26 protein-coding genes, 1 tRNA gene, 1 other RNA gene and 1 pseudogene are annotated in these 26,063 nt (G+C 69.9%); 11 read left to right on the forward strand and 18 right to left on the reverse strand.

Annotated features, from left to right (window positions below; genetic code table 11):
• Positions 1-80: 80 nt before the first annotated feature.
• From HD596_RS12925 to HD596_RS12935, 3 genes are read right to left on the reverse strand one after another with little or no spacing between them, the layout of a single operon-like run.
• A complete protein-coding gene (locus HD596_RS12925) occupies positions 81-608 on the reverse strand; it encodes a DUF5063 domain-containing protein (RefSeq protein WP_185069490.1) in 528 nt (175 codons plus the stop codon).
• Positions 601-1,200, reverse strand: coding sequence for a recombination mediator RecR (recR, locus tag HD596_RS12930; protein WP_185069491.1), 600 nt, complete (start codon positions 1,198-1,200; stop codon positions 601-603). Before recR ends, HD596_RS12925 begins: the two co-directional genes overlap by 8 nt.
• A gap of 2 nt (positions 1,201-1,202) precedes the next feature.
• Positions 1,203-1,553 carry a YbaB/EbfC family nucleoid-associated protein gene (locus HD596_RS12935; protein ID WP_185069492.1) on the reverse strand — a complete coding sequence of 117 codons (351 nt, stop codon included), beginning with the start codon at positions 1,551-1,553 and terminating at the stop codon, positions 1,203-1,205.
• 308 nt (positions 1,554-1,861) lie between these two features.
• Between HD596_RS12935 and HD596_RS12940 the strand changes: the two genes are divergently transcribed.
• Positions 1,862-3,271, forward strand: coding sequence for a helix-turn-helix domain-containing protein (locus HD596_RS12940; RefSeq protein ID WP_185069493.1), 1,410 nt, complete (start codon positions 1,862-1,864; stop codon positions 3,269-3,271).
• A 254-nt stretch (positions 3,272-3,525) separates the two neighbouring features.
• On the opposite strand, the gene HD596_RS12945 is transcribed toward HD596_RS12940, so the two are convergent.
• Together HD596_RS12945 and ffs are read right to left on the reverse strand one after the other, a co-directional pair.
• Positions 3,526-6,036: a DNA polymerase III subunit gamma and tau gene (locus tag HD596_RS12945; protein ID WP_185069494.1), complete on the reverse strand. Its 2,511-nt coding sequence runs from the start codon at positions 6,034-6,036 to the stop codon at positions 3,526-3,528.
• A 31-nt stretch (positions 6,037-6,067) separates the two neighbouring features.
• Positions 6,068-6,163, reverse strand: an RNA gene (ffs, locus tag HD596_RS12950) — signal recognition particle sRNA small type.
• A gap of 86 nt (positions 6,164-6,249) precedes the next feature.
• Between ffs and HD596_RS12955 the strand changes: the two genes are divergently transcribed.
• Positions 6,250-6,334 (forward strand) — tRNA-Ser (locus HD596_RS12955).
• An 81-nt stretch (positions 6,335-6,415) separates the two neighbouring features.
• Here the strand turns inward: HD596_RS12955 and HD596_RS12960 are convergent.
• The 7 genes from HD596_RS12960 to HD596_RS12990 all read right to left on the reverse strand — a co-directional run bounded on the left by HD596_RS12960 (position 6,416) and on the right by HD596_RS12990 (position 13,376).
• A complete protein-coding gene (locus HD596_RS12960) occupies positions 6,416-7,657 on the reverse strand; it encodes a tyrosine-type recombinase/integrase (protein ID WP_185069495.1) in 1,242 nt (413 codons plus the stop codon).
• A 508-nt stretch (positions 7,658-8,165) separates the two neighbouring features.
• The gene (locus HD596_RS12965) at positions 8,166-9,038 is read right to left on the reverse strand and encodes an RNA polymerase sigma-70 factor (protein ID WP_246556035.1); all 873 of its coding nucleotides are present in this window, start codon (positions 9,036-9,038) and stop codon (positions 8,166-8,168) included.
• 84 nt (positions 9,039-9,122) lie between these two features.
• Positions 9,123-10,301, reverse strand: a complete 1,179-nt coding sequence (locus tag HD596_RS12970) for an NAD(P)/FAD-dependent oxidoreductase (protein ID WP_185069496.1) — start codon at positions 10,299-10,301, stop codon at positions 9,123-9,125.
• A gap of 240 nt (positions 10,302-10,541) precedes the next feature.
• On the reverse strand, positions 10,542-10,736 hold the full coding sequence (locus HD596_RS12975) for a hypothetical protein (RefSeq protein ID WP_185069497.1): 195 nt from the start codon (positions 10,734-10,736) through the stop codon (positions 10,542-10,544).
• A 982-nt stretch (positions 10,737-11,718) separates the two neighbouring features.
• Positions 11,719-12,471: a methyltransferase domain-containing protein gene (locus HD596_RS12980; protein WP_185069498.1), complete on the reverse strand. Its 753-nt coding sequence runs from the start codon at positions 12,469-12,471 to the stop codon at positions 11,719-11,721.
• On the reverse strand, positions 12,464-12,823 hold the full coding sequence (locus HD596_RS12985) for an ArsR/SmtB family transcription factor (protein WP_185069499.1): 360 nt from the start codon (positions 12,821-12,823) through the stop codon (positions 12,464-12,466). The genes HD596_RS12980 and HD596_RS12985 overlap by 8 nt, the downstream gene beginning before the upstream one ends.
• Positions 12,824-12,893: 70 nt before the next feature.
• Entirely contained in the window at positions 12,894-13,376 is a 483-nt protein-coding gene (locus tag HD596_RS12990; protein WP_185078447.1) for a GNAT family N-acetyltransferase, read from the reverse strand.
• A gap of 66 nt (positions 13,377-13,442) precedes the next feature.
• On the opposite strand from HD596_RS12990, the gene HD596_RS12995 reads away from it, so the two are divergent.
• The 4 genes from HD596_RS12995 to HD596_RS13010 all read left to right on the forward strand — a co-directional run bounded on the left by HD596_RS12995 (position 13,443) and on the right by HD596_RS13010 (position 16,936).
• Positions 13,443-13,913: a signal peptidase II gene (locus HD596_RS12995; protein WP_246554406.1), complete on the forward strand. Its 471-nt coding sequence runs from the start codon at positions 13,443-13,445 to the stop codon at positions 13,911-13,913.
• A 227-nt stretch (positions 13,914-14,140) separates the two neighbouring features.
• Positions 14,141-14,728: a DUF4158 domain-containing protein gene (locus tag HD596_RS13000; protein WP_185069501.1), complete on the forward strand. Its 588-nt coding sequence runs from the start codon at positions 14,141-14,143 to the stop codon at positions 14,726-14,728.
• A gap of 177 nt (positions 14,729-14,905) precedes the next feature.
• Positions 14,906-15,784: an alpha/beta fold hydrolase gene (locus HD596_RS13005; RefSeq protein WP_185069502.1), complete on the forward strand. Its 879-nt coding sequence runs from the start codon at positions 14,906-14,908 to the stop codon at positions 15,782-15,784.
• A 219-nt stretch (positions 15,785-16,003) separates the two neighbouring features.
• Entirely contained in the window at positions 16,004-16,936 is a 933-nt protein-coding gene (locus tag HD596_RS13010; protein ID WP_185069503.1) for a GNAT family N-acetyltransferase, read from the forward strand.
• Between the two features lie 141 nt (positions 16,937-17,077).
• Here the strand turns inward: HD596_RS13010 and HD596_RS60360 are convergent.
• The 3 genes and pseudogenes from HD596_RS60360 to HD596_RS13025 form a co-directional block, all read right to left on the reverse strand.
• A pseudogene (locus HD596_RS60360) lies at positions 17,078-17,251 on the reverse strand (low molecular weight phosphatase family protein); the annotation flags it as partial.
• Between the two features lie 47 nt (positions 17,252-17,298).
• Entirely contained in the window at positions 17,299-18,018 is a 720-nt protein-coding gene (locus HD596_RS13020) for an aquaporin (protein WP_221519304.1), read from the reverse strand.
• Positions 18,015-18,398 (reverse strand): ArsR/SmtB family transcription factor, encoded by a 384-nt coding sequence (locus HD596_RS13025; RefSeq protein ID WP_185069504.1) that lies wholly within the window; start codon positions 18,396-18,398, stop codon positions 18,015-18,017. The genes HD596_RS13020 and HD596_RS13025 overlap by 4 nt, the downstream gene beginning before the upstream one ends.
• Before the next feature lie 83 nt (positions 18,399-18,481).
• Here HD596_RS13025 and HD596_RS13030 point away from each other — a divergent pair, with 83 nt between their 5' ends.
• From HD596_RS13030 to HD596_RS13040, 3 genes are all read left to right on the forward strand, one after another.
• Positions 18,482-18,949 carry an ArsI/CadI family heavy metal resistance metalloenzyme gene (locus HD596_RS13030; protein WP_185069505.1) on the forward strand — a complete coding sequence of 156 codons (468 nt, stop codon included), beginning with the start codon at positions 18,482-18,484 and terminating at the stop codon, positions 18,947-18,949.
• A 189-nt stretch (positions 18,950-19,138) separates the two neighbouring features.
• The gene (locus HD596_RS13035; RefSeq protein WP_185069506.1) at positions 19,139-20,083 is read left to right on the forward strand and encodes a hypothetical protein; all 945 of its coding nucleotides are present in this window, start codon (positions 19,139-19,141) and stop codon (positions 20,081-20,083) included.
• Between the two features lie 246 nt (positions 20,084-20,329).
• Entirely contained in the window at positions 20,330-21,106 is a 777-nt protein-coding gene (locus HD596_RS13040; protein WP_185069507.1) for a class I SAM-dependent methyltransferase, read from the forward strand.
• A 3-nt stretch (positions 21,107-21,109) separates the two neighbouring features.
• Here HD596_RS13040 and HD596_RS13045 read toward each other — a convergent pair whose 3' ends face one another.
• Positions 21,110-22,321 carry an RNA polymerase sigma factor gene (locus tag HD596_RS13045; RefSeq protein WP_185069508.1) on the reverse strand — a complete coding sequence of 404 codons (1,212 nt, stop codon included), beginning with the start codon at positions 22,319-22,321 and terminating at the stop codon, positions 21,110-21,112.
• On the reverse strand, positions 22,318-22,689 hold the full coding sequence (locus HD596_RS13050) for a YciI family protein (protein ID WP_185069509.1): 372 nt from the start codon (positions 22,687-22,689) through the stop codon (positions 22,318-22,320). Before HD596_RS13050 ends, HD596_RS13045 begins: the two co-directional genes overlap by 4 nt.
• 199 nt (positions 22,690-22,888) lie before the next feature.
• On the opposite strand from HD596_RS13050, the gene HD596_RS13055 reads away from it, so the two are divergent.
• Positions 22,889-24,376 carry an MFS transporter gene (locus HD596_RS13055; RefSeq protein ID WP_185069510.1) on the forward strand — a complete coding sequence of 496 codons (1,488 nt, stop codon included), beginning with the start codon at positions 22,889-22,891 and terminating at the stop codon, positions 24,374-24,376.
• A 14-nt stretch (positions 24,377-24,390) separates the two neighbouring features.
• Here HD596_RS13055 and HD596_RS13060 read toward each other — a convergent pair whose 3' ends face one another.
• Positions 24,391-25,020 carry a LysE family translocator gene (locus HD596_RS13060; RefSeq protein WP_246554409.1) on the reverse strand — a complete coding sequence of 210 codons (630 nt, stop codon included), beginning with the start codon at positions 25,018-25,020 and terminating at the stop codon, positions 24,391-24,393.
• Positions 25,021-25,119: 99 nt separating this feature from the next.
• Between HD596_RS13060 and ypfJ the strand changes: the two genes are divergently transcribed.
• Positions 25,120-26,061, forward strand: a complete 942-nt coding sequence (gene ypfJ, locus HD596_RS13065) for a KPN_02809 family neutral zinc metallopeptidase (RefSeq protein WP_185069512.1) — start codon at positions 25,120-25,122, stop codon at positions 26,059-26,061.
• The last annotated feature ends 2 nt before the right edge of the window (positions 26,062-26,063 follow it).

A 26,063-nucleotide genomic window follows, 5' to 3' on the forward strand; every position in this document is an offset into this window, starting at 1 on the left:
AGTCTCCCGGTCTGGACTGTGAGCTGCCAGTCTACTGGGGGCCTCTTATGAACCCGATGGGCCGACCACTATCTGGACGATCAGACGGTGGTCTCCTCGGCGACGTCCAGGCGCGAGTGCGCGGCCAGGGCCTGCAGGGCGCGCATCGCCGCGCCCGCGTGGTTGCCCCAGGTGTTGAAGTAGGAGTACTGCCACCACCAGAGCGCCTCGTGGGGCCGTCCCGCGTGGTAGTGACGCAGGCCGTGGATGAGATCGGCGGCGACCGCGGTCAGGTCGTCGGAGAGCCGGTAGGGCGTGACGCCGGTGTCCTTGTACGGGTCGAACACCTCGGCGTAGTCGTCGACCGGCTTCAGCCGCTCGGCCAGCGCGGTGCGCACGCCGTCGATGTCGGGGTCCTCGCTCATGGCCGGCTCGTAGTTGCCCGCGAGGATGACGTCGCGGTTGGCCCCGAGCTTGGCGCCGGCCAGGCTGACCTGCGCGACCTCCACCAGCAACAGCGACCAGATGGCATCGCCGCCCTCGCCGCCGGCGACCCTGGTCAGGCCGTCGACGTAGTCCTGCGCATGCCCGGCGATCTCTTCAGCCAGCGCACTCCACTGGTCAGACATCCAGCAGCCTCCGTCCTTCGAACGCGCGGCCCAAGGTCACCTCGTCGGCGTACTCGAGGTCACCGCCCACAGGCAGACCGCTGGCCAGTCGTGTCACTTTGATGCCCATCGGCTTGACCAGACGGGCGAGGTAGGTAGCCGTCGCCTCGCCCTCGAGGTTGGGATCGGTGGCGAGGATGAGCTCGGTGACCCGGCCATCCGCCAGACGTGTCATGAGCTCGCGGATGCGCAGGTCGTCGGGGCCGATGCCGTCGATCGGGCTGATCGCGCCGCCGAGCACGTGGTACGTGCCACGGAACTCGCGCGTCTTCTCGATCGCGACGACGTCCTTCGACTCCTCCACCACACATATCACGTGGGTGTCGCGGCGCGGGTCACGACAGATCCGACACTCCTCCTCAGAGGCCACGTTTCCGCAGACCCGGCAGAAGCGGACCTTCTCCTTGACCTCCAGCAGGGCGTGCGCGAGCCGCTTCACGTCGGCCGGATCGGCCGCCAGCAGGTGGAACGCGATCCGCTGCGCGCTCTTGGGACCGACGCCGGGCAGCAGGCCCAGCTCGTCGATCAGGTTCTGGACGACCCCCTCGTACATGCCTAGAACCCTGGCAACTGTCCGAGGCCGCCGCCACCCAGCCCCTGGGCCAGCGGGCCGAGCTTCTCCTGCTGCAGATCGGCCGCCGCGCGGACGGCGTCGCGGACGGCCGCGATCACCAGGTCGGCGATCGTGTCCGCGGTGTCCTGCGCGTCCCCCGCGTCGATCACGCTGGGGTCGATCTTGAGCTCCAGCAGCTCGCCCGAGCCGTTGACCACGGCCGTGACCAGGCCACCGCCCGCTGAGCCTTCGATCTGCGCGTCGTTGAGCTCCTGCTGGGCGCTCACAAGCTGCTGCTGCATGAGCTGGGCCTGCTCCAGCAGCTGCTGCAGGTTGACATCCCCTGGGTTCACCGTCGTGCGCTCCTCGTGGCTCCGGTTCTTGACTGCCACGAGCCTACGGGGTTTGGGCGTCGTCCTGTACTGGTGCGGCCCTACCTGGGATGTTTTTTGGCCGGATCTCGGCCCCCCTCCAGCGTCCGAGACCCGGCCACCACGTCGGCGGAGCGGCCGCACCACGCCGACGCGTTGCCACGAGAAGTTAACGACCTGAACGTTGCACACACGTTGCGTTCATTCAATCACCCTCCGCAATCCCCCTTAAGGGGTTGCGCGCGCCCCCTGGAAGACGGATGCTCTTTGTTGACTACTTGGAGTGACCGATGAGTTACGCAGACCTCGACGCGTACTCGCGCCTGCTACGCGGAGCGCACGAAGCGGCGGAGGCCGGCCGCGTGCCGCCGGAGCTGCCCCGCCGCCTGATCACCGCCTCCTGGCAGCGGTCGCTGGAGGCCGGGATCGACCCGGACGGCAAGAGCGCGCCCCTGGTCTACGACCTTCCCCACATCGAGGACGTCCGTCAGGCGCACCCGTTGCGGCCGCTGCTGCCCCTCATCGCCCAGACACTGTCCAGCCTGGCCGACGAGGTCCTGATCGTCACCGACGGCGGCGGACGGGTGCTGTGGCGCGAGGGCAGCCACGCGATCATGCGCCGGGCGGACCAGATCGGTCTGGCCGACGGGCACCAGTGGGCCGAGGGCACGGTCGGCACCAACGGCATCGGCACCGCGCTCGAAGCGGGCCGGCCCGTGCACGTCTACTCGGAGGAGCACCTCATGCGGGTGCTGCACGTCTGGTCGTGCAGCGCCGCCCCGATCACCGACCCGGACTCGGGCCAGATCCTCGGCTGCGTCGACGTCAGCGGCACCTCGCGCAGCCTGCACCCCGCGACCGTCGCGCTGGTCGCCGCCACGGCCAAGCTCACCGAGACCCAGCTCGCGCTGCGCATGCACGAACGCGACGAGCGCCTGCGCCGCCGCTTCGAGTCCGTGCGCGGGCAGCCCGGGGTCCTGCTGTCGGCCAGCGGCCGCGTGCTCTCCGGCGACCCGGCCGGCTCCCTGGGCGAGCGCATCCGGCTGTCCGGCCGGCGGGTGATACTCCAGGACGGTTCCGCCGCCGTGCTGGAGCCGTTCGCCGACGGCTTCCTCCTGCGTCCCACGCCCTCCGCCGCGCCTCCCACGCTCGCCCTGTCCTTCCTCGGCGAGGCTCAGCCCGTGGCCACGTTCGGCGAGCTCAACCGGCCGCTCTCGCTCCGGCACGCCGAGATCCTGGCCCTGCTCGCGCTGCATCCGCACGGGCTGACGGCCGAGCAGCTCTCCTTCCACCTCTACGGCGACGACGGCAACCCGGTGACCATCAGGGCGGAGATCCACCGGCTGCGGGCCCAGTTCGGGGAGGCCATCGCGGCCAAGCCGTACCGGCTGACCTGCCCGCTGGAGGCCGACTTCCTGGAGGTACGCCGCCACCTGTCGGCCAACGACACCGGCGCGCTGGCCCGCGCGTACCGGGGCCCGCTGCTGCTCCGCTCGGAGTCGCCGGAGATCCGCCGCGAGCGGGACGAGCTGGAGGCGCAGGTCCGCGTGTGCCTGCTGCGGCACGGGGCGCCGGACGAGCTGTGGACGTACGCGCAGACCTGCAGCGGCCGCGACGACTACGAGGTCCTGGAGCGCCTGGCCGCCCTTCCCCCCACCGACCCCCGCTCCGCAGCCGCCCGCTCCCGCCTCTACCCCTAACCCCCAGGCCCGGCCTTTCGGCGCGCCCCAAGCGCGGCCTTCGGCGCGACCCAGGCGTCGCTCTCGGCCCGACCCCAATCGCGGCCCTCGGCACGACCCCAATCGCGGCCCTCGGCACGACCCCAACCGCCGCCCTCGGCACGACCCCAACCGCGAGCCTCGGCCCGACCCCAGACACCGCCCTCGGCGCGGCCTTTGGTGCGGCCCTCGGCCCGACCTCAAGCCCGACCCTCGGCCCGACCCTCGGTGCGGTCTCAGGTGTGGTCGATCTCGCCGATCACCTGGGCGCCGAGCTCGCGTTCCAGCAGGGCCATGCCGGAGACCGCGTCCACGTCGGCGTCGGCGTCGTTCAGGGGGTCGACCTCGTCCGACTCCGGGCCCTTGTTACGGCCGGGGACGGTCTCCGGCCAGGCCGCCGCGCCACCACGGGCGGCCGGAACGCGGGGACCCGCCTGGGCTGCGGCACGCGCCGCCGACCTCGCGGCGGCCAGCCCGCTGCCGACCGCGACGGCGGTGACGGTGTTCGTGGGGTCGGGGGCCGGCGGCGAGCCGGGGCTGAGGTCGTCGGGGGCGTCGGGCCAGGACTCGTCCGTGGTCTGACGTCCGCCGGACCCGGCCGCGGGATGGCCGGGGCCGGCCTCCTGGGCGTCCCCGTCCTCGTGGGACCCGCCGTGGGAGGCCGTACGCCCCTGGGAAACGTGCGCCCCCTGCTGGGCACCCGGCCCGCCCTGGGCACCGGGCACGCCGTGGGCGCCGGCGGGCCCGGCCATGCCGGAGGCGGCGGAATGCGGACCGGTCGAGCCCGAGGGGCCCGCGTGGGGACCGGCCGAGCCCGAGGGGCCTGCGTGGGGACCGGAGGAGGCGGCGTGCGGACCAGTCGGGCCGGGCGCCGCGCCGTGGCCTCCCGCCGGGCCGCCGTGCGCCGGCGGTCGGGGAGCGCCCCGGGACGCGGAGCCGCCGACGGGGGCTGGGGAGCCGCCGACGACCGCCTCGACCCGCCACGTACCGCCGAGCACGTCGCCGAGCGCGCCGGCCACGACGGCGTCCTTGCCACCGCCCGTGAAGTTCTTCATCGCGCCGACCTGGGTGAAGCCGAGCGTGACGACGTTGCCTTCCACGCCCACCACCTGGGCGTTGGTGCTCACGTTGGCCCAGACGACGATGCTGCGCTGCTTGAGCGAGGCCAGCACGGCAGCCCACTGCGCCTGTATGGCCCCCGTCCCACCCGCGGTGGGAGCACCGCCACCGGGCTGTCCGCCACTTGCCGCCTGGGGCGCGTCACCCGCCGCCGGGGCCGCCTGCGTCACGGAAGGCGAACCGGGACGAGCCGGCTCAGGCCAGTCGTCACCCCCCGCCGCACCGGAACCGGCGGCGGCCGGAGCCTGACCACCCACCGGGACGGACGCGCCCGCCGGACCGGACGAGTGCGAAGAGCCGGCCGCCGAACCGGGACCGGACGCGGGGGCCGTACCGGCGGGACCGGAAACGGGCGACGCGGAAACAGGCGAGGCGGAAACAACCGGCACAGACGGCACAGACGGCACAGACGGCACAGACGACACGGAAGGAACAGGCGGGGCGGCGACCCTGGCGGCCATCTGCGCGACAGCCCCACCGCGCTCCAGCCGCTCGATCCGGGCGAGCAACGCCTCCTCCCCCTGCGCGGCACCCGGGAGCAGAACGCGCGCGCACATCAGCTCCAGCAGCAGCCGAGGCGAGGTGGCCCCGCGCATCTCGGTGAGACCGGCGTTGAAGACCTCGGCCGCGCGGGTGAGCTCCGCCGGGCCCATCGAGGCGGCCTGCTGAACCAGGCGCTCCAGCTCGTCGGCGGGCCGGTCGAGCAGCCCGCTCGACGCCGCCTCGGGGACGTTGGCCAGGATGACCAGGTCGCGGAAGCGTTCGAGCAGGTCGGAGGCGAAGCGGCGCGGGTCGTGGCCGCCCTCGATGACCCGGTTGACCGCGTGGAACACCTGCCCGCCGTCACGCGCCGCGAACGCGTTGACGACCTCGTCGAGCAGGTCGCCGTCGGTGTAGCCGAGCAGGGAGACGGCCTTGGCATAGGTGACGCCGTCCTCCTCGGCCCCGGCGAGGAGCTGGTCGAGGATCGACAGCGAGTCACGCGCCGAGCCCGCGCCCGCCCGTACGACGAGGGGCAGCGCGGCGGGCTCGAAGGGCACGCCCTCGGAGGTGAGGATCTCCTCCAGCAGCGCACGGAGCGTCGCGGGCGGCATCAGCCTGAACGGGTAGTGGTGGGTACGCGACTTGATCGTGCCGATGACCTTTTCCGGCTCGGTCGTCGCGAAGATGAACTTCAGGTGCGGCGGGGGCTCCTCGACGAGCTTGAGCAGCGCGTTGAAACCCTCCCGGGTCACCATGTGCGCCTCGTCGATGATGTAGATCTTGTAGCGCGCGGAGACGGGGGCGAAGAACGCCCGCTCACGCAGGTCGCGAGCGTCGTCCACACCACCGTGCGAGGCGGCGTCGATCTCGATGACGTCGAGGTGGCCGGGACCGGTGGGGGCGAGCGCGACACACGACTCGCAGACGCCGCACGGGTCAGGCGTCGGCCCCTGCTCGCAGTTGAGGGAGCGCGCCAGGATGCGCGCGCTGGAGGTCTTGCCGCACCCGCGAGGGCCGCTGAACAGGAAGGCGTGGTTGATCCGCCCCATGCGCAACGCCTGCCGCAGCGGGTCTGTGACGTGCTCCTGACCCTTGACCTCGGCGAACGTCCCGGGCCGGTACTTGCGGTAAAGCGCAAGGCTCATGCGACCATCCCGCCTGCGAGGGGGCTCTCAACGAAGAGACCCCTCGCACACCCGCCAGAGCCCGCTTATCCTTGCTGCCTTCCGGCCCTGGGGAGGTTCACAGGATGACGCCGCGCGAGGGGTCCCTGCACAGTCTAGCCGGATGATGCAGTGCTTGCTCCACACCGGAAAAGGTGGTCTGCGCACGCCCAGAAGTCCGGTAAGCTCGTCGGCGGAGGATTCGCCTAGTGGCCGAGGGCGCACGCTTGGAAAGCGTGTATAGGGCAACCTATCAGGGGTTCAAATCCCCTATCCTCCGCGCCTGGTTGAGGCAGTAAACGCGAAGGGGCCGACCCCATCCAAGTCGGCCCCTTTCGCTATTCCAGTCTCAGTTTTAGTCTCAGTTGACCTCTTCGGAGGACTCGTCTCCCTCCTTACTCGTCTCCCAGAGCAGGCCGTCAACCTGCTTGGCCACCGTGTTCCGGATGCCGTCGGTGACGTGCTGGTACCGGCGTGCCATGCCGCTACTGGACCACCCCATGATGGCCATCACCGTTCTCTCGGGGACCCCGAGGACCAGCAGGACGGTTGCGGCGGTGTGCCGGGCGTCGTGGAGCCGACCGTCCCTCAATCCAGCAGATGCCAGGAGGCCTTTCCACTCGTGGTAGTCGGTGTACGGACTCACGGGCTGGCCGGTCGCCGTGGTGAAGACCCAGTCCCCCTCTTCCCAGAGCCGGCGCGCCTTGGCGCGCTCCGCCTGCTGTTCTTCCCGATGTCTGCGGAGTAGAGCAATGAGCTGAGCCGGAAGCCCGATGGTGCGGCGGCCAGCGCGGGACTTGGTGTCAGCGGTTGCGGCTCGCACCTGCTTGCGCTCGGGGCAGTAGCCAGGCTTGCGTCCACAGTTCTCTCGGCAGCCGTGTTCGTACTTCGGGCGCTGGCGCCCCCGGCGTACTCGCAGCTCGCCCCTGTCGAGATCCACGTCTGCCCACTTGAGCCCCAGCGCTTCGCCTTGGCGGAGTCCCAGCGCCAGCGCCACGGCCCATCGCGCGCTGTTTCGGGGTAGCTCGTCAGCCGCCTTGAGCAGGCGCTTCACCTCGTCGATCTCGTACGGCTCCACCTCCTCCTCAGTGAGTGTCGGCGCCTTGGCCAGGGTCGCTGGGTTGGTGGTGATGTGCCCCCGCCGCACCACGACGTTGAGCGCCGTCCGAACCGTCCGGTGGACGTGGTGCGCGGTGCCGGCCGATTTCCCCGACGCCTGGATCTTGGCGTACAGCTTCTCCAGGTGTTCGGGCGTCAGCTTGTCGAGACGATGCGCCCCGATGCCGGGGATCAGGTGGGTGTTGACGTCCACCTTGTAGCCAGAGTGTGTGCTCTCCCTGATGGAGGGCGGGACCGCGATGGTCTCGATCCAGTGCGTGAGCCACTTCGCGACCGTCCAGGTCTGCCCAGCCTTACGGACCTTGCCGCTGTCGCGCTCTTTCTCCAGCGCACGGACTCGGCGGATGGCCTCGGCTTGCGACTTGACCATGACGTGCCGACGGTCGGGCTTCCCGTCGTCCTTGACGCCTACGGTCACCCGACCGTGCCAGTAGCCGTCCTTGCCGAGATAAACGCTTGATGCACCGTTGGGCTTGCGTCCCATGTCAGCGGCTCCCCTCACGCAGGTTGTTCACGTAAGCGCTCAAGCACTCGATGGGGACGCGGCGGAGTCGGCCGATGCAGAGCTCGTAGGACAGGCCGGTGCTCTGCGTGGACGCGACCGGACGCTACCGAGTGCCGGGGACACCGACCCGAGAAAGTGTCCCCGGCGTCCCCGGTGTCCTTGAACCTGTGAGTTGGGGCGGCCGACGAGGTCAGGGCGCGGGCCGTTTCCGCGAGGTGGGATCTGCCGGGCGTTCCTCGTGCGCTCGCCTCGCGACTGACGGAGCAGGTGGCGTCAAGATGGGCGACCTGCCGCCCCGTCGACCGGCTCCGGACCGCCGCTGATCGTCCTGCTCCTCACCCCGAGGCCACCGTCCCGACCAGCTTCGGGCGCCGCCACCTGATCCGCACGGCAGAGCCCTTCGCCGGGCGGCGCGTGCTCGACCGCCCGCCCGGCCCCGCCCACTGATCCGGGGCGACAGGCCGTCACCCCGGATGGCTCCACCGGGTCAGGGGCGGTGCAGGCCGCCGAGCTTGTCGGGGTTGACCTGCAGGCGCAGGTTGCGGATGCGGCCGTCGACCAGGTCGTAGGTCAGGGCGCCGACAGCCGCCCCCTCGACGGTGACCAGCACGCCCAGCTCGCCGTTGATGGTGGCGGGCCGCAGCGCGGCACCGGCCACCTGCGGCTTGGCCATGACACCGAGCATCCACCGGCCGACATGATCGGGTCCGTACAGGGGACGGCGCGCGGCGGTTACCTTGCCGCCCCCGTCGGACCAGGCGGTCACCTCCGGCGCCAGCAGTTCCATCACCGCGTTCAGATCGCCGCCCGAGCAGGCCGCGATGAACCGCGCGGTCACCAGCTCGCGCTGGGCCCGGTCGCTGTCGAAGCGGGGCCGGCGAGCCTGCACGTGCTCGCGGGCGCGATGGGCGATCTGACGGACCGTCGGCTCGGGCCGCTCCAGGATGCCCGCGATCTCGGCGTAGGAGTAGCCGAAGCTCTCACGAAGCAGGAACACCGCGCGCTCGACGGGGCTCAGGGTCTCCAGCACCACCATCAACGCGGTGGAGACGGTGTCGGCCAACTCGCTCTCCCCTGCGACATCGGGCGAGGTCAGCAGCGGCTCCGGCAGCCAGGGGCCGACATAGGTCTCACGCGTCGCCCGGGCCGAGGTCAGCCGGTTCAGCGACAGGTTGGTCACCATCCGCACCAGGTACGCCCTCGGCTGCCGGACCGCGGCGCGGTCGGCGGCGTTCCACGCCAGCCAGGCGTCCTGCAGGACGTCCTCGGCATCGGCGACGCTGCCCAGCATCTGGTAGGCGGTGGCGAACAGCAGCCGCCGGTGCTCCAGGTACGGATCTGAGTCGGGCATCGTGTCCATCACCAGCTCATCCTCTCGGTGCGCTGATCCGAAAGCGGCGCCGGGGTGGCCTTGCCGCGAGGCCGTCGCGGCGCCCCGCCGTTGTCAGAGCGCGGGCTCGTCAATGGCGCGGCCACCCTTGGAGACGACGGTGGTCACGTTCATGCGCTTGCTGAGCCGGTACGTCATGAGGGGGCTGCCGCTGACCATCTCCTTGTAGGCGACGGCGGCCCGGCCGGTGAGGTACCAGCGGCCGGGGGTGTCGTCGGCGTGGGTGAACTGGATGACCGCGTCGCGGCGGCCCAGGCTGACGGGCTGGTGGAAGTAGCCGAACCGGAACGGCTTGACCCGCTTGCCGCGCAGCAGCCGGGCGATGGTGTCGGCGGTGTACTGGGCGGTGGGCATGCCGCTCTGGCAGGTGCCGTGGATCCGCCCCCACGGCATCCGGATCGCGGCGGCGTCGCCGATCGCGTGGATCTCGGGGTGGGACAGCGACCGCAGCGTCGCGTCGACCAGCACCAGCCCGCGCTCGTCGACCGCGATCCCGGCGTCGGCGGCCAGCGGCGACACCTTCACCCCGGTGGTCCACAGGCAGGCGTCGGAGTGGACCAGCTCGCCGCCCGCCAGCTCGACCGCGTCGGGCAGCACCTTGACGACCTCGGCGCCGGCCTTGAGCGTGATGCCCAGCCGCTCGATGGCGCGCATCAGGTAGGCGCGGGCCTTGCCGCCCATCATCGCGGCGGGCTCGTCGAGGCTGATCAGCGTGACGTTCAGGCCGGGGTGGCTCTCGGCGATCTCGGTGGCCGCCTCGATGCCGGTCAGGCCGCCGCCGCAGACGGTGACGGCACCGCCGGCCCGGGCCACCTCGGCGAGCCGTTCGGCGAACCGGCCGGCGATCTCGGGGCTGTTGAGGGTGAACGCGTGGAGGTCGGCGCCGGGGACCGTGCCGGCGTCGGTCGAGCTGCCCAGGGCGTAGACGAGCGTGTCGTAGGCGAGGGTCCGGTCACCGTCGACGGTGATCTGCCGGGCGTCGGGGTCGATCGCGGTGGCCGCGCCCTGCACGAACGCGACGCCGGTGCCGGCGAGCAGGTCGGGGATCCGGTGCACGGCCAGCTCCTGCCCGGCGGCGATCTGGTGCATCCGCAGCCGCTCGACGAACCGGCTCGACGGGTTGACCAGCGTGATCTCCACGTCGAGCCGCCGGGTGCGGTGGGCCAGCCGGATGGCGCTGAACATGCCCGTGTAGCCGGCGCCGATGACCACGATCCGGTGGGTGTCGTTCATGTCGTTCTCCCCAAGGTCAGGCACCGTTTTCGGAAGCGGTGTCGCCCATGGGACAAACAACCGGGTTCGCACGTGACACACCGCCGTTGTGATCCGCCTCACAGGCGGCCGGCCGGCCTCCGGGCGGGAGGGTGTTCACGTCGAGGCGACCGGACCGGAACAGGTGCACGTGTGGGAGGTGGCGCAGACCGAACTCATGACGGCATAGTCAACCCAGCAGAGCCTCACGCGAGAGCCGAACTACACCACTCCGCGGGACGTGACCCATTGACCGACCAACCGAGTCAGTTCTCGCGATTTATCTGCAACGCCAAGCAACGCCTTGGGGTACATCGGATCTTGCTCTAAGTGGGCCATCAACAAATGTTGATAGAAGCGATCTAGAAAGTCCAGCGCACACGACATCATCTGACGTTTCCGCAGGTAGTTGGCCATATCGGAACCTCCGCGATTTATCGGTCGCACCCGGAACCCTTGACCTAGACGGCATTCGTTCGCGAAAGCGAACGGCCTCCCGTTGGCGCGGGAGGCCGTCTACCTTCCGGATGGGCATCTCGAGAGGCGTTACTGATGATGGCATGCTCCACAGATCCAGCGCCGAGCGTGGCTACGACGCGACACTGTGGCAGAACCTGGTGACTACGTCGAACCTTGAGTCAGCATCTCCCAGAAGCTCCACGTGGAGAGCTGTAGGGCGGTGGGCTGGCGGAGCGGCATTGACAGGCGCAGGAGTCGGTGGAGTTTGGGCCTACCCTGTTCTGGGCTATGTGCTGGCAGGAGGGGTTGCGCTAGCGATACTCGCCCTTGTGATCGTCGCGGTAGTTACCGTCCTCAGCTCCGAGGAGGAGGATCCTCGTTTCGAGCGCTTGATGCGCCTGGCCTGCCTTCTTCTAGGACGAAGCGAGCCTGGACGGAGAAGGCGTCGAACACCTCCGTGACCTGCGACTCAGCAGAATTCGTAGTCTCATTTGTAGTCTCAGTTCACCGTCGTTCGTGGGTGTTCATCGGGGCCCGCCCCAAGGACTACAGCCCAGCTAGAGACTCGTGTGACCGGCCACGAACGAAGGTCCACAGACTTGGAAAGCGTGTATAGGGCAACCTCTCAGGGGTTCAAATCCCCTATCCTCCGCGCCTGGTTGAGGCAGTAAACGCGAAGGGGCCGACCCCATCCAAGTCGGCCCCTTTCGCTATTCGAGTCCCAGTTGGCCTTTCCAGAGCCCCTGTCCGCCTCCCAGATGAGACCCCCGACCGCGGTGCGGCGGGCATCGTGAAGACGTCCATCCCGTAGTCGCTCCGCGATGACGTCGGCCAGGTCGTCGAAGCGAATGCCACGCCGGGTGACGGGCTTGCCGTCGATTCGGTGGCCGGGAGCTTTGGGCGAAAGGTGAGGCCGTCAACAGAGCGCCCCTAAACGAACTCAACCAGCGCTGGGCTTGAGGGCCTGGACCATGGCGGAGTGGAGCCCGCCACCAGCGTCGGTGGTGGGCGTGATGCGGACGCTGGCGAAGCCCACGTCTCGTAGTAGCTGCTCATACTCGCGAGCGGTGAGGGTGCCGTTGGCGCAGCCGACGTGTTTTTCGGCGGCGGCCCGCTGGTCGGGGTCCAGGCCGTCGTCGGCGATGACGTCGCTGATGCCCAGACGTCCTCCGGGTGTCAGGACGCGGAAGGCTTCGGCCAGTACGGCGGGCTTGTCGGTGGACAGGTTGATGACGCAGTTGGAGATGACGACGTCCACAGCGGCCTCGGGCAGCGGGATGTCCTCGATGTGTCCGTACAGGAACTCGGCGTTCTCCGCTCCGGCCTGTTCGGCGTTGGCGCGGGCCAGGGCGAGCATGTCGGGGCTGGCGTCGAGGCCGTAGGCGCGGCCGGTGGGGCCGACGCGGCGGGCGGACAGCAGTACGTCCAGGCCGCCGCCGGAGCCGAGGTCCAGCACCGTTTCGCCGGGGTGAAGGTCGGCGACGGCGAGCGGGTTGCCGCAGCCGAGGCTGGCGCGCAGGGCCGCTTCCGGCGCATCGGGTGCGTCGCGGTCGGTGTAGGCGGCGGCGCCGAAGCAGCCGTCGGTGAAAGCGCCGGCCTCGCAGTCCAGCGGCGTGCCGCCGGACACCGCCAGCTGGGCCAGCCCGGAGTAGCGCTGAACGGTGGCCTCACGCCGATCGGCGGGTTCACTCATCGGTGTCTCCTGACACGGGCGTACAGGTGGGCGGTGCGGGAGCAGGGCGGCCCATGACGAGATCGGCGGCGCTGGGGAAGCACTCCACACACGCGGTGTTGATCCGGTAGAACGCCGAGGTGCCGACGCGCTCGACCAGCACGAACCGCACCTCTGAAAGGGTCTTGAGGTGCGCCGAGACGGTGGACTGGCCCACGTCCACAGCCTCGACGATTTCGCCCACGCTCATCGGCACGCCACGGCGGGCCAGCAGCGAGACGATCTGCACCCGGGTGGTGTCGGCCAGGGCTTTGAACCACGAGGCGTACGTGGCTGCGGTCGGCCGATCAAGCGGGCCTTTCTCTTCATTCATCGTTAATCGACGATAGACGATGAAAGGCGGCCGGGAAGCCTCCAGGATGAGAGCGGCCTCGGCCGAGAATTCACGTCACCGTGGAGCTGCGGCGCTCGATCATTACGACGTCCTGCCAGATCCCGTGGTGGCGGCCGATGCGTTCGCGGGTGCCGATCACCCGGAAGCCGGCGCGGGCGTGCAGGGTCAGGCTGGCGGTGTTTTCAGGGAAGATGCCGGATTGGATCGTCCAGATGCCTGCGGCCTCGGTGGAGGCGATCAGTGCCCGCAGCAGCGCCAGGCCGACTCCACGGCGGCGGGCACCGGGATGCACGTAGACCGAATGCTCGACCACTCCGGCGTAGGCACTGCGGGCCGAGACGGGCGATGCGGCGATCCAGCCGAGGCATTGCCTACTTCGTCGAGGGCCAGGGACGCGGGCATGCCCACGATCACCCCGACAACCCGGTGGACTACTTCCGGAAGGGGCAGACGGGCAACCCCAAGGGCACGTGCTTGCCTCCCAGCATTCGCATGGGTGCCTCAGAGGGCGCCTTAGTAGTCTCAGGGAGATATTTGTCGGACAGCGCGGAGGCCATGAATGATGCGGTTAGAGCGGGGTTCGAGTCGGCTGTACGGCATGATGCTCATGCTGGCCGCGGTGGTCCTTGTCGTGGATCAGCTCACCAAGCTCTGGGCGGTCTCCACGCTGTCCGCGAGTGAGCGCGTCGCCGTGATTCCTCCTCTGATTCACTTCCGGCTGTTTTACAACGCCGGAGCCGCGTTCTCCGTAGGTACCGGCGCCACATGGGTGTTCGCCCTGGCGGCGACAGCCGCAGTGGTCGGCATTCTCTACACCGCGCGCCGGCTGGCCTCCCCTGGCTGGGCGCTCGTGCTGGGGGTGCTGCTTGGTGGGGCGGTGTCTCACCTAGGCGATCGGCTCTTCCGCGAGCCCGGCTTCGCCCGCGGGCACGTCGTGGACTTCATCGACTACGGCCCGTTCGTGGGTAACGTCGCCGACATCGCGCTCACCTGCGGGTGTGTTGCGATGGTACTGCTCAGCCTGCGTGGTGTGCCGCTCGCCAGGGTGCCCGGGGAAGAGTCCGCCTAGCTTCTGGCCCAGGACCATCGGCAGGCGACAGCAAACAATGCGAGGAACCTGCCTCATGATCGGTGAGACGCCTTCGGCTCCGCGTTGTCTCACCCGCGGCCGCCGTGGTGTAGAGCGTCAGGCCTTCGAGGAGTCTGCGTCAGAAATTGGCGCTAGGAACGTGATCTTCGTTTCGGTTCAGTGACTGCTCTCGTTTGTCCTGGTTGACGGGCCTACGTTCCAGGTCCATGCCTTTCGAATTCCTCTCCGGCGAGCAGGTCGCCCGCTACGGACGCTTCCCCGACGAACCCTCGCCGGCGGAACTGGAGCAGTTCTTCCGCCTGGACCGCGCGGCCCTGGACGCTCTGGCGACCAAGCGCCGCCCGGCGACGATGCTGGGATGGGCGGTGCAGTGGGGGACGGTACGGATGCTCGGGGTGTTCCTGACCGAGGACCCGCTCGTGGTGCCTCCCGGCGCGGTCGCTTTCGTTGCCGAGCAGCTTGACCTCGACCCGGCCTGCCTGGCCGATTATGGCCAGCGTCCCAAGACCGCCTACGAGCACGCGTGGGAGATCCGCAAGCTGCCGGGCTACCGCGACTTCGGCGCGTGTGAGGCTGAGGTGCGCCAGTTCGTGGCGGCGCGGGTGTGGGCCTCGGTGGAAGGGCCGCGGGCGCTGTTCGACCGGGCGCGGGTGCACCTGCTGAAGGAGCGCATCCTGCTGCCGGGCATCAGCGTGCCGGTACGGCTGGTCGGCGAGGTACGGCGGGCAGAGAACGAGCGGCTGCGGGTGTCACCGGAATACGGCGGGCATGGGCCGCGGACTTCTCGGACGTAGGTTTCTGGACGGTCTTCGTGCAGGTCGGCACGCCGTCCGGGAAGGTCCACCTTTCTGGACAGCGAGTGGCTGGCCTCTCAAGATCTACCCGAAGGTAGGCGTCGGCACCCGTACTGAACCGGCGTCCCTAGTAGTTCTACGGAAGGCACCCGTAGCAGGACAGGCCATGCTTTGAGCATGCCTGAGAACAACATCTGGAGCGAAGAGTTCGGCGCGGCGACGGACGCGCCGATCCTGCTGATCATGGGTTCGATGTCGCAGGGCGTCCTGTGGCCGGACGAGTTCGTCGGCAGGCTGACGGCCGGTGGCCGGCGTGTGATCCGATACGACCACCGCGACACCGGCCGCTCGGACACCATCGACTTCGACAAGGAGCCTTATACGTGGGACGACATCAAGAACGACGTACTCCGGGTGATGGACGCGCATGGCCTGAACAGCGCGCATCTGGTCTGCCACTCGGCAGGCGGGCTGCTCGGCCAGCTGATCGCGGTGGAGCGGCCGGAGCGGGTGCGCACACTCACCGTCATCGGCTCTTCGCCGCTCGGCGGCGGTGAAGGCGCGGTGATCATGCGGGCGTTGATGGGCGAGCCGCAGCCCGAAGGCAGCCTGCCGCCGCCGGCGCCCGAGTTCGTCGAGTTCTTCCGGGCGCTGATCACGAACCCGCCGCCCGCCGACCGGCGCGAGCAGATCGACCTCATGATCGCCGAGCAGCGCGTCCTGCACGGCACGGGGTTGCCCTTCGACGAGGACGCCGCCCGCCTGCTGCAAGAACGCATCTACGACCGGGCCCGCGACCTGTCCGCTGTGGCCAATCACCGCCGGGCCGCGGCGGCGAACCCGGACTTCGAGCCGGTGGGCGTCCTGGACCAGATCAAGGCGCCGACCCTGGTCATCGAGGGCACCTGCGAGCCTGCCAAACCCGGTCACAGCGCGCTCATCGCGGAGCGGATCCCAGGGGCGCGGTTGATGATGGTGGAGGGGATGGGGCACACGCTGCCGATGGAGGTGCACGAGGAACTGGCGACGGCGATCCTCGCGCATACGGCGGCATGATCGCCCTGTCCAGGGCTGGGACGCTGCACTGACCGGGCGCTTTCCACCGCCGACCCCGAGTCCTGGCATGTGCAAAAATCCGCCCCACCGCCAAGACGGCTTCAAGGCCCACCTGGTTGTCGGGCCCGAGACCGGCCTGTTCACCGCGATGGTGCTCGGGCCCGGGTCTGGTTCAGACACTTGACTCAGATGATGACAAGAGATCGGTAATCTCTTCAGATGATTTCCAACCGCCCTACCGTCCCCACCGACCTCGACCGCGTGACGGCGTGGACCGTGACCGAGCCCGTCGGCTGGATCCCCGCCGAGCGTTACCTCGCAGAACTGGCCGAGAACATGTACCGGCCGGAATGGACGTGGATCGCCGAGATCGACGGCCGGGTCGTGGGACGGGCGCTGTGGTGGGGGCCGCGGGACAGCGCGCACCCGGTCGCGCTCGACTGCCTCGATGTGGATCCCGCAGCGGGTGACCGCGCCGCCATCGCCGCCGAGCTGATCAGGGCCGCGCTGGCCGGATTCCCGCAGCCGGTGCAGTACGCGATCAAGGTGGCCGGCGGCTGGCGCGACGATCCGGCCACCTCGACGGCCGTGGAATGGCGGCGGGCGGCGGCGCACGCGGCCGGACTCACCCGGGAAGTGGAGCGGCTGCAGTTCGAATGGGCACCCGCCGACGGAGTGCCCCCGTCAACCGGCGTGCTGCGGTTCGCCGAGGCGTCCGACGAGGAGTTCCTGACGGTATTCAAGAGAATCGCCGAGGGCAGCCTGGACGCCCAGACCCGAGCGAACGTGGCGGTCAAGGGCGTGGACGCGACCGCGCGCGAAGAGATGGACTTCTATCTCAGGGCGCCGAGCAAGCGGGAGTGGTGGCGGATCGCCTATACGCCCGAGGGCCAGGTGGCGGGCATGGCGATCCCCTCAGCGACGCCGTACAACGTGAACGTCGGGTATCTCGGGGTGGTCCCGGAGGTCCGGGGGCGCGGCTACGTGGACGAGATACTTGCCGAGATCACCCGCATCCACGCGGCCAACGGAGAGCCACGCATCACCGCCACCACCGACATGGGCAACGCGCCGATGGCGGCCGCATTCCGGCGCGCCGGATACCGCAACACGGAGATCCGCATCAACCTGTCCAACAACGTCCAGCCCTAGGGACTGCTTCTTGGATCAGGCACGGAGCCAAGATGTAGGCGCGTGTCGAGGGGCATCGACCCCGCCGGGCGTGCCGTCGAGGCTGCCCAGGGCGACATGGCGGTGGTCGGGCAGCTTGGACGCGTCGAACCGAGCCCAGGTGAGGTCAGCGATCAGCGCACGTACGCGGGCCTCGATCGCATCCCGGATCGGGCGCACGGCTTCGACTCCTTGCCCGGCCGGGTCGTCCAGCACCCAGTCCTCGTAGCGCTTGCCGGGAAAGATCGGGCAGGCGTCGCCGCAGCCCATGGTGATCACGACGTCGCCGGCCCGGACAACACCTGCGGCGGCGCATCGATCTGGTCCGGCACGGGTTCCCCCTATCAAGGCTGGTAGGCAGAGCCGGGGACGGGCTCCGCAATGGGCTGCGGGCTGTTCGGGTAGAGCGCGACCAGCAGCAGGCCGCCGAGCGTGGCACCAGCCAACTGGGCAGCGATGAAAGCGGGCACCGAAGCAGGGGCGATCCCGGCGAAGGTGTCGGTGAAGGCCCGCCCCAGAGTGACGGCAGGGTTGGCGAAGCTCGTACTGCTGGTGAACCAGTAGGCGGCGCCGATGTAGCCACCGACCGTGACCGGGGCGAGCGCGGCGCGGTCTTGGCGGGCCAACGCGAAGACGACCACGATGAGCCCCGCGGTGGCCACCACTTCACCCAGCAGCAGGTGAGGGGCCGACCGGTCATGAGCCGAGATCTGAACGGCCGGGAGCGCGAACATGGCGTTCGCCAGGACGCCCCCCGCGACGGCTCCGGCGACCTGGGCGGGAATGTAGGCCGCCACCTCCCGTCCGCGCATCGCCGGGGCAGCTTCGCGTCGGGTGAGCACCCAGGCCGCCACCGAGACGACCGGATTGAAGTGCGCGCCGGACGCGGGCCCGAGGATCAAGATGAGCACCGCCAGGCTCGCCGCCGTGGCCAGGCTGTTGGCCAGCAGTTGTACGCCGGCGTCACGCGAAAGATCGGTTGCCATGATGCCGGAGCCGACCACCACGGCCACCAGAGCGGCGGTGCCGGCGAACTCTGCCAGCGCCCGCCGGGCCAGGTTCACCGGGCGTCCGCGACTAGCGTCTCGGGCAGGGCCAGAACACTCGTCAGGCGCTTCAGCGTGGCCGGGATGATCCAGTAGTAGACCCAGGTACCACGCCGCTGGCTGTCGATCAGACCAGCCTCGCGCAGCACTTTGAGATGATGCGAGATCGTCGGCGCGGTCACCGCGAAGGCACCGGTCAACTCGCACACGCACACCCCGTCACCAACCTGGCGGCCGCTTTCGTGCGCGCCGATCAGGGACAGCAGCCGCAACCGGATCGGATCGCCGAGCGCCTTGAACACACGCGCCATCTCGGCGGCCTCGTCTTCCGCGATCGGCTCCGCGATCAGCGGTGTGCAGCACTCGGAGGTATGCACCGGCAGCTCTTGTTTCGGCATATCTCTAATTTGACAGATTCCTAAGCAGAGGCACAAACTCGGCCCTACTTAGACATCCGTCGAAACAACGATGGGAGATCGTCATGTCTCGCGTCCAGCTCGCCCTCCGTGTCGCCGACCTGGAAGGCTCGATCACCTTCTACTCCAAGCTGTTCGGCACCGAACCGGCCAAGCGCCGCCCTGGCTACGCCAACTTCGCGATCGCCGAACCCCCGCTCAAGCTGGTGCTCATCGAGGGCGAGGAAGGGGAGCCCACCCGTATGGACCATCTCGGCGTCGAGGTCGAGGACACCACCCAGGTCAATGCCACCACCCAGCGGCTCAAGGACGCCGGACTGGCCACCTTCGAGGAGAACGACACCTCCTGCTGCTACGCCCTGCAGGACAAGGTCTGGGTGCACGGCCCGGGTGCCGAGCCTTGGGAGGTGTACGTGGTCAAGGGCGACGCCGACACCCTGACCAAGGAAGCCGATTCCGCCTGCACCCCGGCCACGGCATCGGCCGACGGGTTGGCCGTCGAACCGGTCAACGCCCCGAGGAGCTGCTGCTAACTCACGCTGCCACCGGCCTCCCTGCGGCCGGCTCGCACACGCCCCGGTGCTACAGCCCGATCCGCGCCTGGTTTGAGGCAGTAAACGCAAAGGGGCCGACCCCATCCAAGTCGGCCCCTTTTGCTATGTCGGGTCTCGCTCCGCTTCCGTTCGGTGAACCGGTGGCGGGCGGACAACGTCATCAGCGGTGTGAAACCCGTCCATTGGATCAGCGCAGTCGCGGCGGCGGTCCTGCTGCTGGCGGCGGTCGTCCTGGCTCCGGGCACGGTCGGCGAGCCCGCCCCGCCGGTGCCGGCTTCGTGTCCGCAGCGATGGGAGAGCAAGCAGATCGGCCGCTGGGTGCCGGCCACCGCCGAGCTCGACGGTGTTGAGGACTCACTCGTGCCAGGCGCGCCCACGAGCGCGTTGATCTGCGCCTATCCCGGGCAGAACGCGAATTCGGGCGGGGAGCCGCTCGCCGGATCACGGACGTTGACCGACCAGGCCAAGCCGATGGCGTACGACCTGGGCTACCTTCCGGTCACCACCGCTCGCATCGAAAAGGCGTGCACCTTGATAGGCGGGCAGGCGACGAACTACCTCATCCGGTTCGCCTACCCCGACGGCCAGGCGCTGTGGGTGGGCAGCGCCGAGGAGATCAACTCCTGCGTCACGACCACCAACGGCACAGTCGTCAGCCATTCCTACGTCGGGCCCAGCATCACCGTCGCCTACCGCACCGGGACCTGGAAGCTCCTCCAGCCGAAGGACCCTTGCGACCCGGCGACCGGGCGGCGGGGACAGAATGAGCGGATGGTGCCCGATGGGGCGATCAAGGTGCTGGTCTGCCGGGAGGCACCGAGCGGCAACCCCACACCCCGCCCGTCACCCGGGTCGGAACATGGGGAGCAGCGGGCGCGCGAGCTGGCGGCTGAGCTGAACTCGCTGGACACCGAACCTGGCGGGAACACGTGCCGACAAGTCGGTAGTAGACGACGGGAGGTGTTCTATCTGCACTTCGGTTATGAGGAGGGACCCCCGGCCTGGGTGCGGATCATGTCCCGTTGCCGGCCTTCGGTGAACAACGGGCTGCTTGCGGGGGATCTGGACGATGCGCTTCTTGACCGGATAGGTCGGCTGGCGCCTCCTGTCTGAGGCCCCCGGCCAACTGCCGTGGATCACGGCAGCAGGGCGGTTCCCAAGCCGGTCCAGCTTGCGCCAGATCGTGATGGGCAGCGTCGAGGGCTGGCGCGGAATCCGGTATGCCAGCAGCACCCACTGCCCAGCCGTGCTCACGACCATGGCGAGGTTCTGCGCACGGCGCTGTTGACGGCACCGCGGCGCTGTGCCACCGCCTCCCTCAACTGCTTGACATCCGCAGGGGATGGCTATGGTCCGTCCATGGAGGACCTGTTCGGCGGGGCGGCGCCGTACTACGCCAGGTACCGTCCGGGCTACGGGCAGGCGGCGATGGAGCACCTGGCGGAGACGTTCGGCGAGGACAGCCGCGTGCTGGATCTCGGCTGCGGCCCGGGGACGATCGCGATCCCGCTGGCCCGGCGGGTGCGGGCGGTGCTCGCGGTGGACCCGGCGCGGGAGATGCTCGCCGAGGGGAGGCGGCTGGCCGAGGGGGTCGCCAACATCGCGTGGTTGCAGGGGGACTCGACCGTTCTGCGGAGGTTGCCGCCGTTCGAGCACGTGGTGATGGGGCGGTCGTTCCACTGGATGGATCGCGGGTCCGTGCTGGCGGAGCTGGACGAGCTGCTGCCGGCCGGCGGTGCGGTGGCTCTGGTCGGGCCGGCGAGGCAGCGGGGAGAGCCGTGGCAGCCGGACGCGCAACCGTGGCAGCCGGTCGAGAGGCGGGTGTGCGAGGAGTTCGGCCTCGACATCCGTACGGCCGCCGACTCCTTCCACGCCACCGGCGAGCACCACCACGACGTGCTGGCCGCCTCGCCCTTCTGCAGGGTGGAATCCCGGGTGTTCAGCCGGCGGCTGGTCTGGGACGTGGACGGGCTGGTCGGGCTCCAGCTCTCCTACTCCTACAGCTCGCCCGCCAGGCTCGGCGACCGCCTGCCCGCCTTCGTCGAGACGCTGCGACGGGCGTTGCTCGCCGACAACCCGGCGGGCCGGTGGGAACAGGAGCTGGTGAGCGAGGTGCTGGTCGCCAGGCGGCGCTGAGATCTAGGGTTTCACCCGGCCGGCCCGGGACTCCAGGTATCGCTGCTCGGCGAGGCTGGCGGTGGCTTTCGCGGCCCGCCGGTAGTGCTCGTACGCCCCGGCCAGGTCGCCGGTCTTCTCCAGCAGATGCGCCCGTACGGACAGCAGCCGGTGATGCCCGGCCATCCGCTCGTCACTGTCCAAGGTGGACAGCAGGGCCAGCCCGGCCGACGGGCCCTCGGTCTCGGCGAGCGCGATCGCGCGGTTGAGGGTGACCATCGGGTTGGGCGCGATCCGTTCGAGGATCAGGTAGAGGGCGTGCACCTGCCCCCAGTCGGTCTCCTCGGCCGTGGCCGCGTCGGCGTGCGTCGCGGCGATGGCGGCCTGCAGCTGGTACGGCCCCAGCTCCGGGCCGGCCAGCGACGCCTTGACCAGCTCGATGCCCTCGTCGATCAGGGCGCGGTCCCACTTCGTACGGTCCTGCTCGTCCAGCGGTATCAGGTCGCCGGCCGCCGTCGTACGCGCCTGCCGGCGGGCGTCGGTCAGCAGCATCAGCGCGAGCAGCCCGGTCACCTCGCCGTCCTCGGGAAGTTGCGCGTGCACCATCCTGGCCAGCCGGATCGCCTCGTGCGCGAGGTCGGAGCGGTGCAGCTCGCTGCCCGAGGAGGCGGTGTAGCCCTCGTTGAAGATCAGGTAGAGCACGTGCAGGACGACCCGCAGCCGCTCCTCGCGCTCCGGGCCCTCCGGCAGGCTGAACGAGCTGCCGGCGGCCTTGATGCGCTGCTTGGCCCGGCTGATCCTGGCCGCCATCGTGGCCTCCGGCACCAGGAACGCGCGGGCGATCTCGGCTGTGGTCAGCCCGCCGACCGCCCGCAGCGTCAGGGCGGTCTGGGAGGCCGCGGTCAGGATCGGATGGCAGCACAGGAACAGCAGGACGAGCGTGTCGTCGGTGTCCGGCACGTCCTCGGGCACCACCTCGGTGGCGGTGGCCGACTCCCGCTCGCGGCGAGCGTGGTCACTGCGCATCTGGTCGATGAGCCGCCGGGAGGCGACGGTCACCAGCCAGCCGCGCGGGTTGTCCGGCAGGCCCTCGGCAGGCCACTGCACGGTGGCGGCGAGGACGGCCTCCTGCACGGCGTCCTCGCACTCCTCGAACTGGCCGTGCCGGCGTACCAACGCGCCGAGGACCTGCGGCGTGAGCTCACGCAGCAGGTCCTCGATGGCTGATGTCGTCATGCCTCCAATTGTCCGTCAGCGAACATCACCTGCCGCACCTCCACCCCCAGTCCCTGGATCGCGGTGTCCGGGATCTGCGTCGCCAGCTCGATCGCCCGCTCCTTGCTCTCGCAGTCGATCAGGTAGAAGCCGCCCAGGTACTCCTTCGCCTCCAGGAAAGGGCCGTCGGTCACCACAGGCTGGCCGTTGCGTACGGACACCACAGCCGCCTGTGACGGGTCGACCAGCGCCTGCGTGGTGATCAGCTCGCCGGACTCCTTCAGCGCCTCCATGAACCTGCCGTGGCCCTCGCCGATCGCCGCCTTCTCCTCGTCGGTCAGCGCGTCCAGCACGGCCGGATTGATGTGCAGGCTGATCAGGAACTTCATCGTGTCCTCCTCGTGGTTCGCGAGCCCCGGCCGGGGCCCCTTCGACCGGTTGGTCGGAGCCGCCGCCACCTTCTTGACGTCCCCCGGCAGAACATTCGCATGAGTTTTCCGCTCCCCACGATTTCCCTGCCGATGTCAAGAAGCTCTCGACCGCTCCGACCAACCGGCGAAACGTCGAGAGAACAGGGAGTTTTCGGATATGCGAGTCAACCGGGCGTGGCTGGGGCTGGTCGTCCTCATGCTGCCGACACTGCTCGTCGCGATGGACATGACGGCGCTGCTCCTCGCTCTTCCGCAGCTGAGCGCCGACCTGGGCGCCACCAATGTCGAGCAGCTGTGGATCAGTGACAGCTACGGGTTCATGGTGGCCGGGATGGTCATCACGATGGGCACGCTCGGCGACCGGATCGGCCGCCGCCGGCTGCTGATGATCGGCGCGGCGGCGTTCGCGGTGCTGTCGGTCGTGGCGGCCTTCGCGGCCGGCCCGCTGATGCTGATCATCGCACGCGCGCTCCTGGGCATCGCCGGCGCGACGCTGGCGCCGTCCACGCTTGCCCTGATCACCAACATGTTCCGCGACGAGCGGCAGCGCGGGCAGGCCATCGCGATCTGGGCGACCTGCCAGTTCACCGGCGGCGCGCTCGGACCCGTACTCGCCGGATTCCTGCTCCAGCACTTCTGGTGGGGATCGGTGTTCCTGGTCGCCGTCCCCGCGATGGCGCTGCTGCTGCTCGCCGGGCCGGTCCTGCTGCCGGAGTTCCGCAGCGACCGGGCCGGCCGGCTGGACCTCGCCGGCGTCGGGCTGTCGCTCGTGGCGGTGCTCCTGATGGTCTACGGCATCAAGCAGCTGGCCGTCGAGAGCGTGCCGGTCGTGCCGGCGGTGGCCCTCGCCGCCGGCGCGGCCATCGGCGCGGTGTTCGTACGCCGGCAGCTGCGGCTGGAGACGCCGCTGCTGGACCTGCGGCTGTTCCGCAACCGCCCGTTCACGGCCGTGATCGTCGCGCTGGTCTTCGCCGGCATCGCCATGGCGGGCACGGGCCTGCTGGTGACCCAGTACCTGCAGAGCGTGCTGGGCTTCTCGCCGGTCGCGTCGGCGGTCCTGTTCGCGCCCATGGGCCTGGGCGTGGCGGTCGGGACCATGACGGCGCCGGCGCTGGCCCGGCGGATGAAGCAGACGACCGCGATCGCCGGCGGGCTGGTGGGGTCGGCGCTGGGCAGCCTGCTGCTGGTCGTCGTCGGCGGTACGGGCGCGCTGCCGCTGGTGATGATCGGGATCACCGTGCTGGCGCTGGGCACCGGCCCGCTGTTCGCGCTGGGCACCGGCCTGGTCGTCGGGTCCGTGCCGCCGGAGCGCGCCGGCTCGGCGGCGTCGATGTCGGAGACCGGCAACTACTTCGGCGGTTCGCTCGGCTTCGCGCTGCTCGGCGTGGTGGCGGCGGTGGTCTACCGCAGCCGGATGGACGGCACGTCCGACTCGCTGGCCGGCGCGGTCGCCGCCAGCCGGCGCCTTCCCGCCGATCAGGGCGCGGAGCTGCTGCACGCCGCGCGGGAGGCGTTCACCGCCGCCCTGCACGTCACCGGCGTCGTCGCCGCGGTCATCTTCGTCGGGCTGGCCGTAGTGGTCCTGGCGATGCGCCCGGCGACCCGGCCCTCCTCGGCCCCGCTCCCCGAGACGGCTCGCTCATGAGGGGCGTCAGGCCGCTAGGCGGCCACCAGGGCCTTGGAGCGGTCGGTGGCCATGTGGATGGCGAAGGCGCCGAGAATCGTGCCCGTGACGTAGCGCTGGACGCGGAGCCAGAGGGGGCGGCTGCCCAGGAAGGCGGCCAGGGCGCCGGCCGAGATGGCGATCAGGCCGTTGACGGTGGTGGCGACGACGATCTGGACCGAGCCGAGCGCCAGGCTCTGCGCCAGCACGTGGCCCATCGACGGGTCGATGAACTGCGGGAGCAGCGACAGGTACAGGATGGCGATCTTGGGGTTGAGCAGGCAGGTCAGCAGGCCCATGCCGAACAGCTTGCGCGGGGGTTCGGGCGTGAGCGTGCGCGGCTGGAAGGCCGAGGTGCCGCCCGGCTTGACGGCGTTCCAGGCCAGCCAGAGCAGGTAGGCGGCGCCGGCGAGCTTGAGTGCCGTGTAGGCGGCCGGTACGTACGCGAAGACAGCCGTCAGCCCCAGGCACGTCGCGGTCAGGTAGAGCGTGAAGCCGAGGAACACGCCGGTGAGGGAGATCAGGCCGGCCCGGCGGCCCTGGGTGATCGATCGTGAGACCAGATAGACCATGTTCGGCCCGGGCGTGAGAACCATGCCCAGCGACACCAGCGCGATTCCGATCAAGCCACCCGTCATATCGGCAGATTAGCGGACATATCTGGTCGCACGCATCCCCATTTGGTCGCGCTGCGTATTCGATCCGTTGCTGGGGAGTAGGGAGGCATGCAGTTCGACGACGACGCGCAACTCGATCCGTCGCAGGTCGAGGACGTACGGGCCTCGGGTCCGCAGCCGGGCTGGGGCGGGATGCCGGGCGGGTGCATGCTGCCCATCGGCGGTCGCGGCGGCTGCGGCGGGTGCCTGCTGTTCGTCGTGGCGGCGGCCGCGCTGTTCCTGTTCGGGGTCATCCCCTCGCCGTTCAGCGGCCAGGGCGGCGGGCCGCAGGGAGGCGGGCGGCAGCCCAGCGCTCCGCCCGCCCCGACCGGCAACCTGGCGGCGCGGTGCCGGACGGGCGCCGACGCCGACCAGTCCGAGGACTGCCGCGTCGTCGGCACGGTCAACAGCATCCAGTCGTACTGGCGGCAGGCGTTCCAGGAGCGCGGGCGCACGTACCGGCCCGCCAGGACCGTGCTGTTCTCCAACGCGGTCAGCACCGGCTGCGGCGCGGCCGACGCCGCCGTGGGCCCCTTCTACTGCCCCGCCGATCGCAAGGTCTACCTCGACCTGTCGTTCTTCAACACCCTCCAGCGCGACTTCGGCGCCGAGGGTGGTCCGTTCGCGCAGGCGTACGTGGTCGCCCACGAGTACGGCCACCACGTCCAGAACCTCCTCGGCACCATGAACAGGGTCGGCCCCGACAGCAGGCCGGGCGCCGGCAGCCCGTCGGTACGGCTGGAGCTGCAGGCCGACTGCTACGCGGGCGTCTGGGCGCACAACGCGGTCAAGACCGGCTTCTTCCGGGAGCCGTTCTCCCAGACGGACATCGACCAGGCGCTCAGCGCGGCCGCGGCGGTCGGCGACGACAGCATCCAGCGCCGCACGCAGGGCCGGGTGACCCCCGACGCCTTCACCCACGGCACGTCGCGGCAGCGGGAGAGCTGGTTCACCGTCGGGTACGACAGCGGGGACCCCAAACGGTGCGACACGTTCTCCGGAGGTATTTGATA

The organism is Nonomuraea jabiensis (assembly GCF_014204795.1).
GTDB lineage: Bacteria > Actinomycetota > Actinomycetes > Streptosporangiales > Streptosporangiaceae > Nonomuraea > Nonomuraea jabiensis.

Excerpts from the sequence above, each read along its gene's own strand:
- HD596_RS13050 (WP_185069509.1), bottom strand. The coding sequence starts at position 22,689 with ATGAAGTTCCTGATCAGCCTGCACATCAATCCGGCCGTGCTGGACGCG.
- HD596_RS13040 (WP_185069507.1), top strand. The coding sequence starts at position 20,330 with ATGGAGGACCTGTTCGGCGGGGCGGCGCCGTACTACGCCAGGTACCGT.
- HD596_RS13000 (WP_185069501.1), top strand. The coding sequence starts at position 14,141 with ATGCCTTTCGAATTCCTCTCCGGCGAGCAGGTCGCCCGCTACGGACGC.
- HD596_RS12925 (WP_185069490.1), bottom strand. The coding sequence starts at position 608 with ATGTCTGACCAGTGGAGTGCGCTGGCTGAAGAGATCGCCGGGCATGCG.
- HD596_RS12970 (WP_185069496.1), bottom strand. The coding sequence starts at position 10,301 with ATGAACGACACCCACCGGATCGTGGTCATCGGCGCCGGCTACACGGGC.
- ypfJ (WP_185069512.1), top strand. The coding sequence starts at position 25,120 with ATGCAGTTCGACGACGACGCGCAACTCGATCCGTCGCAGGTCGAGGAC.
- recR (WP_185069491.1), bottom strand. The coding sequence starts at position 1,200 with ATGTACGAGGGGGTCGTCCAGAACCTGATCGACGAGCTGGGCCTGCTG.
- HD596_RS12995 (WP_246554406.1), top strand. The coding sequence starts at position 13,443 with ATGATGCTCATGCTGGCCGCGGTGGTCCTTGTCGTGGATCAGCTCACC.
- HD596_RS13030 (WP_185069505.1), top strand. The coding sequence starts at position 18,482 with ATGTCTCGCGTCCAGCTCGCCCTCCGTGTCGCCGACCTGGAAGGCTCG.
- HD596_RS12975 (WP_185069497.1), bottom strand. The coding sequence starts at position 10,736 with ATGGCCAACTACCTGCGGAAACGTCAGATGATGTCGTGTGCGCTGGAC.
- HD596_RS13010 (WP_185069503.1), top strand. The coding sequence starts at position 16,004 with ATGATTTCCAACCGCCCTACCGTCCCCACCGACCTCGACCGCGTGACG.
- HD596_RS12960 (WP_185069495.1), bottom strand. The coding sequence starts at position 7,657 with ATGGGACGCAAGCCCAACGGTGCATCAAGCGTTTATCTCGGCAAGGAC.
- HD596_RS13025 (WP_185069504.1), bottom strand. The coding sequence starts at position 18,398 with ATGCCGAAACAAGAGCTGCCGGTGCATACCTCCGAGTGCTGCACACCG.
- HD596_RS12985 (WP_185069499.1), bottom strand. The coding sequence starts at position 12,823 with ATGAATGAAGAGAAAGGCCCGCTTGATCGGCCGACCGCAGCCACGTAC.
- HD596_RS13055 (WP_185069510.1), top strand. The coding sequence starts at position 22,889 with ATGCGAGTCAACCGGGCGTGGCTGGGGCTGGTCGTCCTCATGCTGCCG.
- HD596_RS12940 (WP_185069493.1), top strand. The coding sequence starts at position 1,862 with ATGAGTTACGCAGACCTCGACGCGTACTCGCGCCTGCTACGCGGAGCG.
- HD596_RS12965 (WP_246556035.1), bottom strand. The coding sequence starts at position 9,038 with ATGGACACGATGCCCGACTCAGATCCGTACCTGGAGCACCGGCGGCTG.
- HD596_RS12945 (WP_185069494.1), bottom strand. The coding sequence starts at position 6,036 with ATGAGCCTTGCGCTTTACCGCAAGTACCGGCCCGGGACGTTCGCCGAG.
- HD596_RS13005 (WP_185069502.1), top strand. The coding sequence starts at position 14,906 with ATGCCTGAGAACAACATCTGGAGCGAAGAGTTCGGCGCGGCGACGGAC.
- HD596_RS12980 (WP_185069498.1), bottom strand. The coding sequence starts at position 12,471 with ATGAGTGAACCCGCCGATCGGCGTGAGGCCACCGTTCAGCGCTACTCC.
- HD596_RS13045 (WP_185069508.1), bottom strand. The coding sequence starts at position 22,321 with ATGACGACATCAGCCATCGAGGACCTGCTGCGTGAGCTCACGCCGCAG.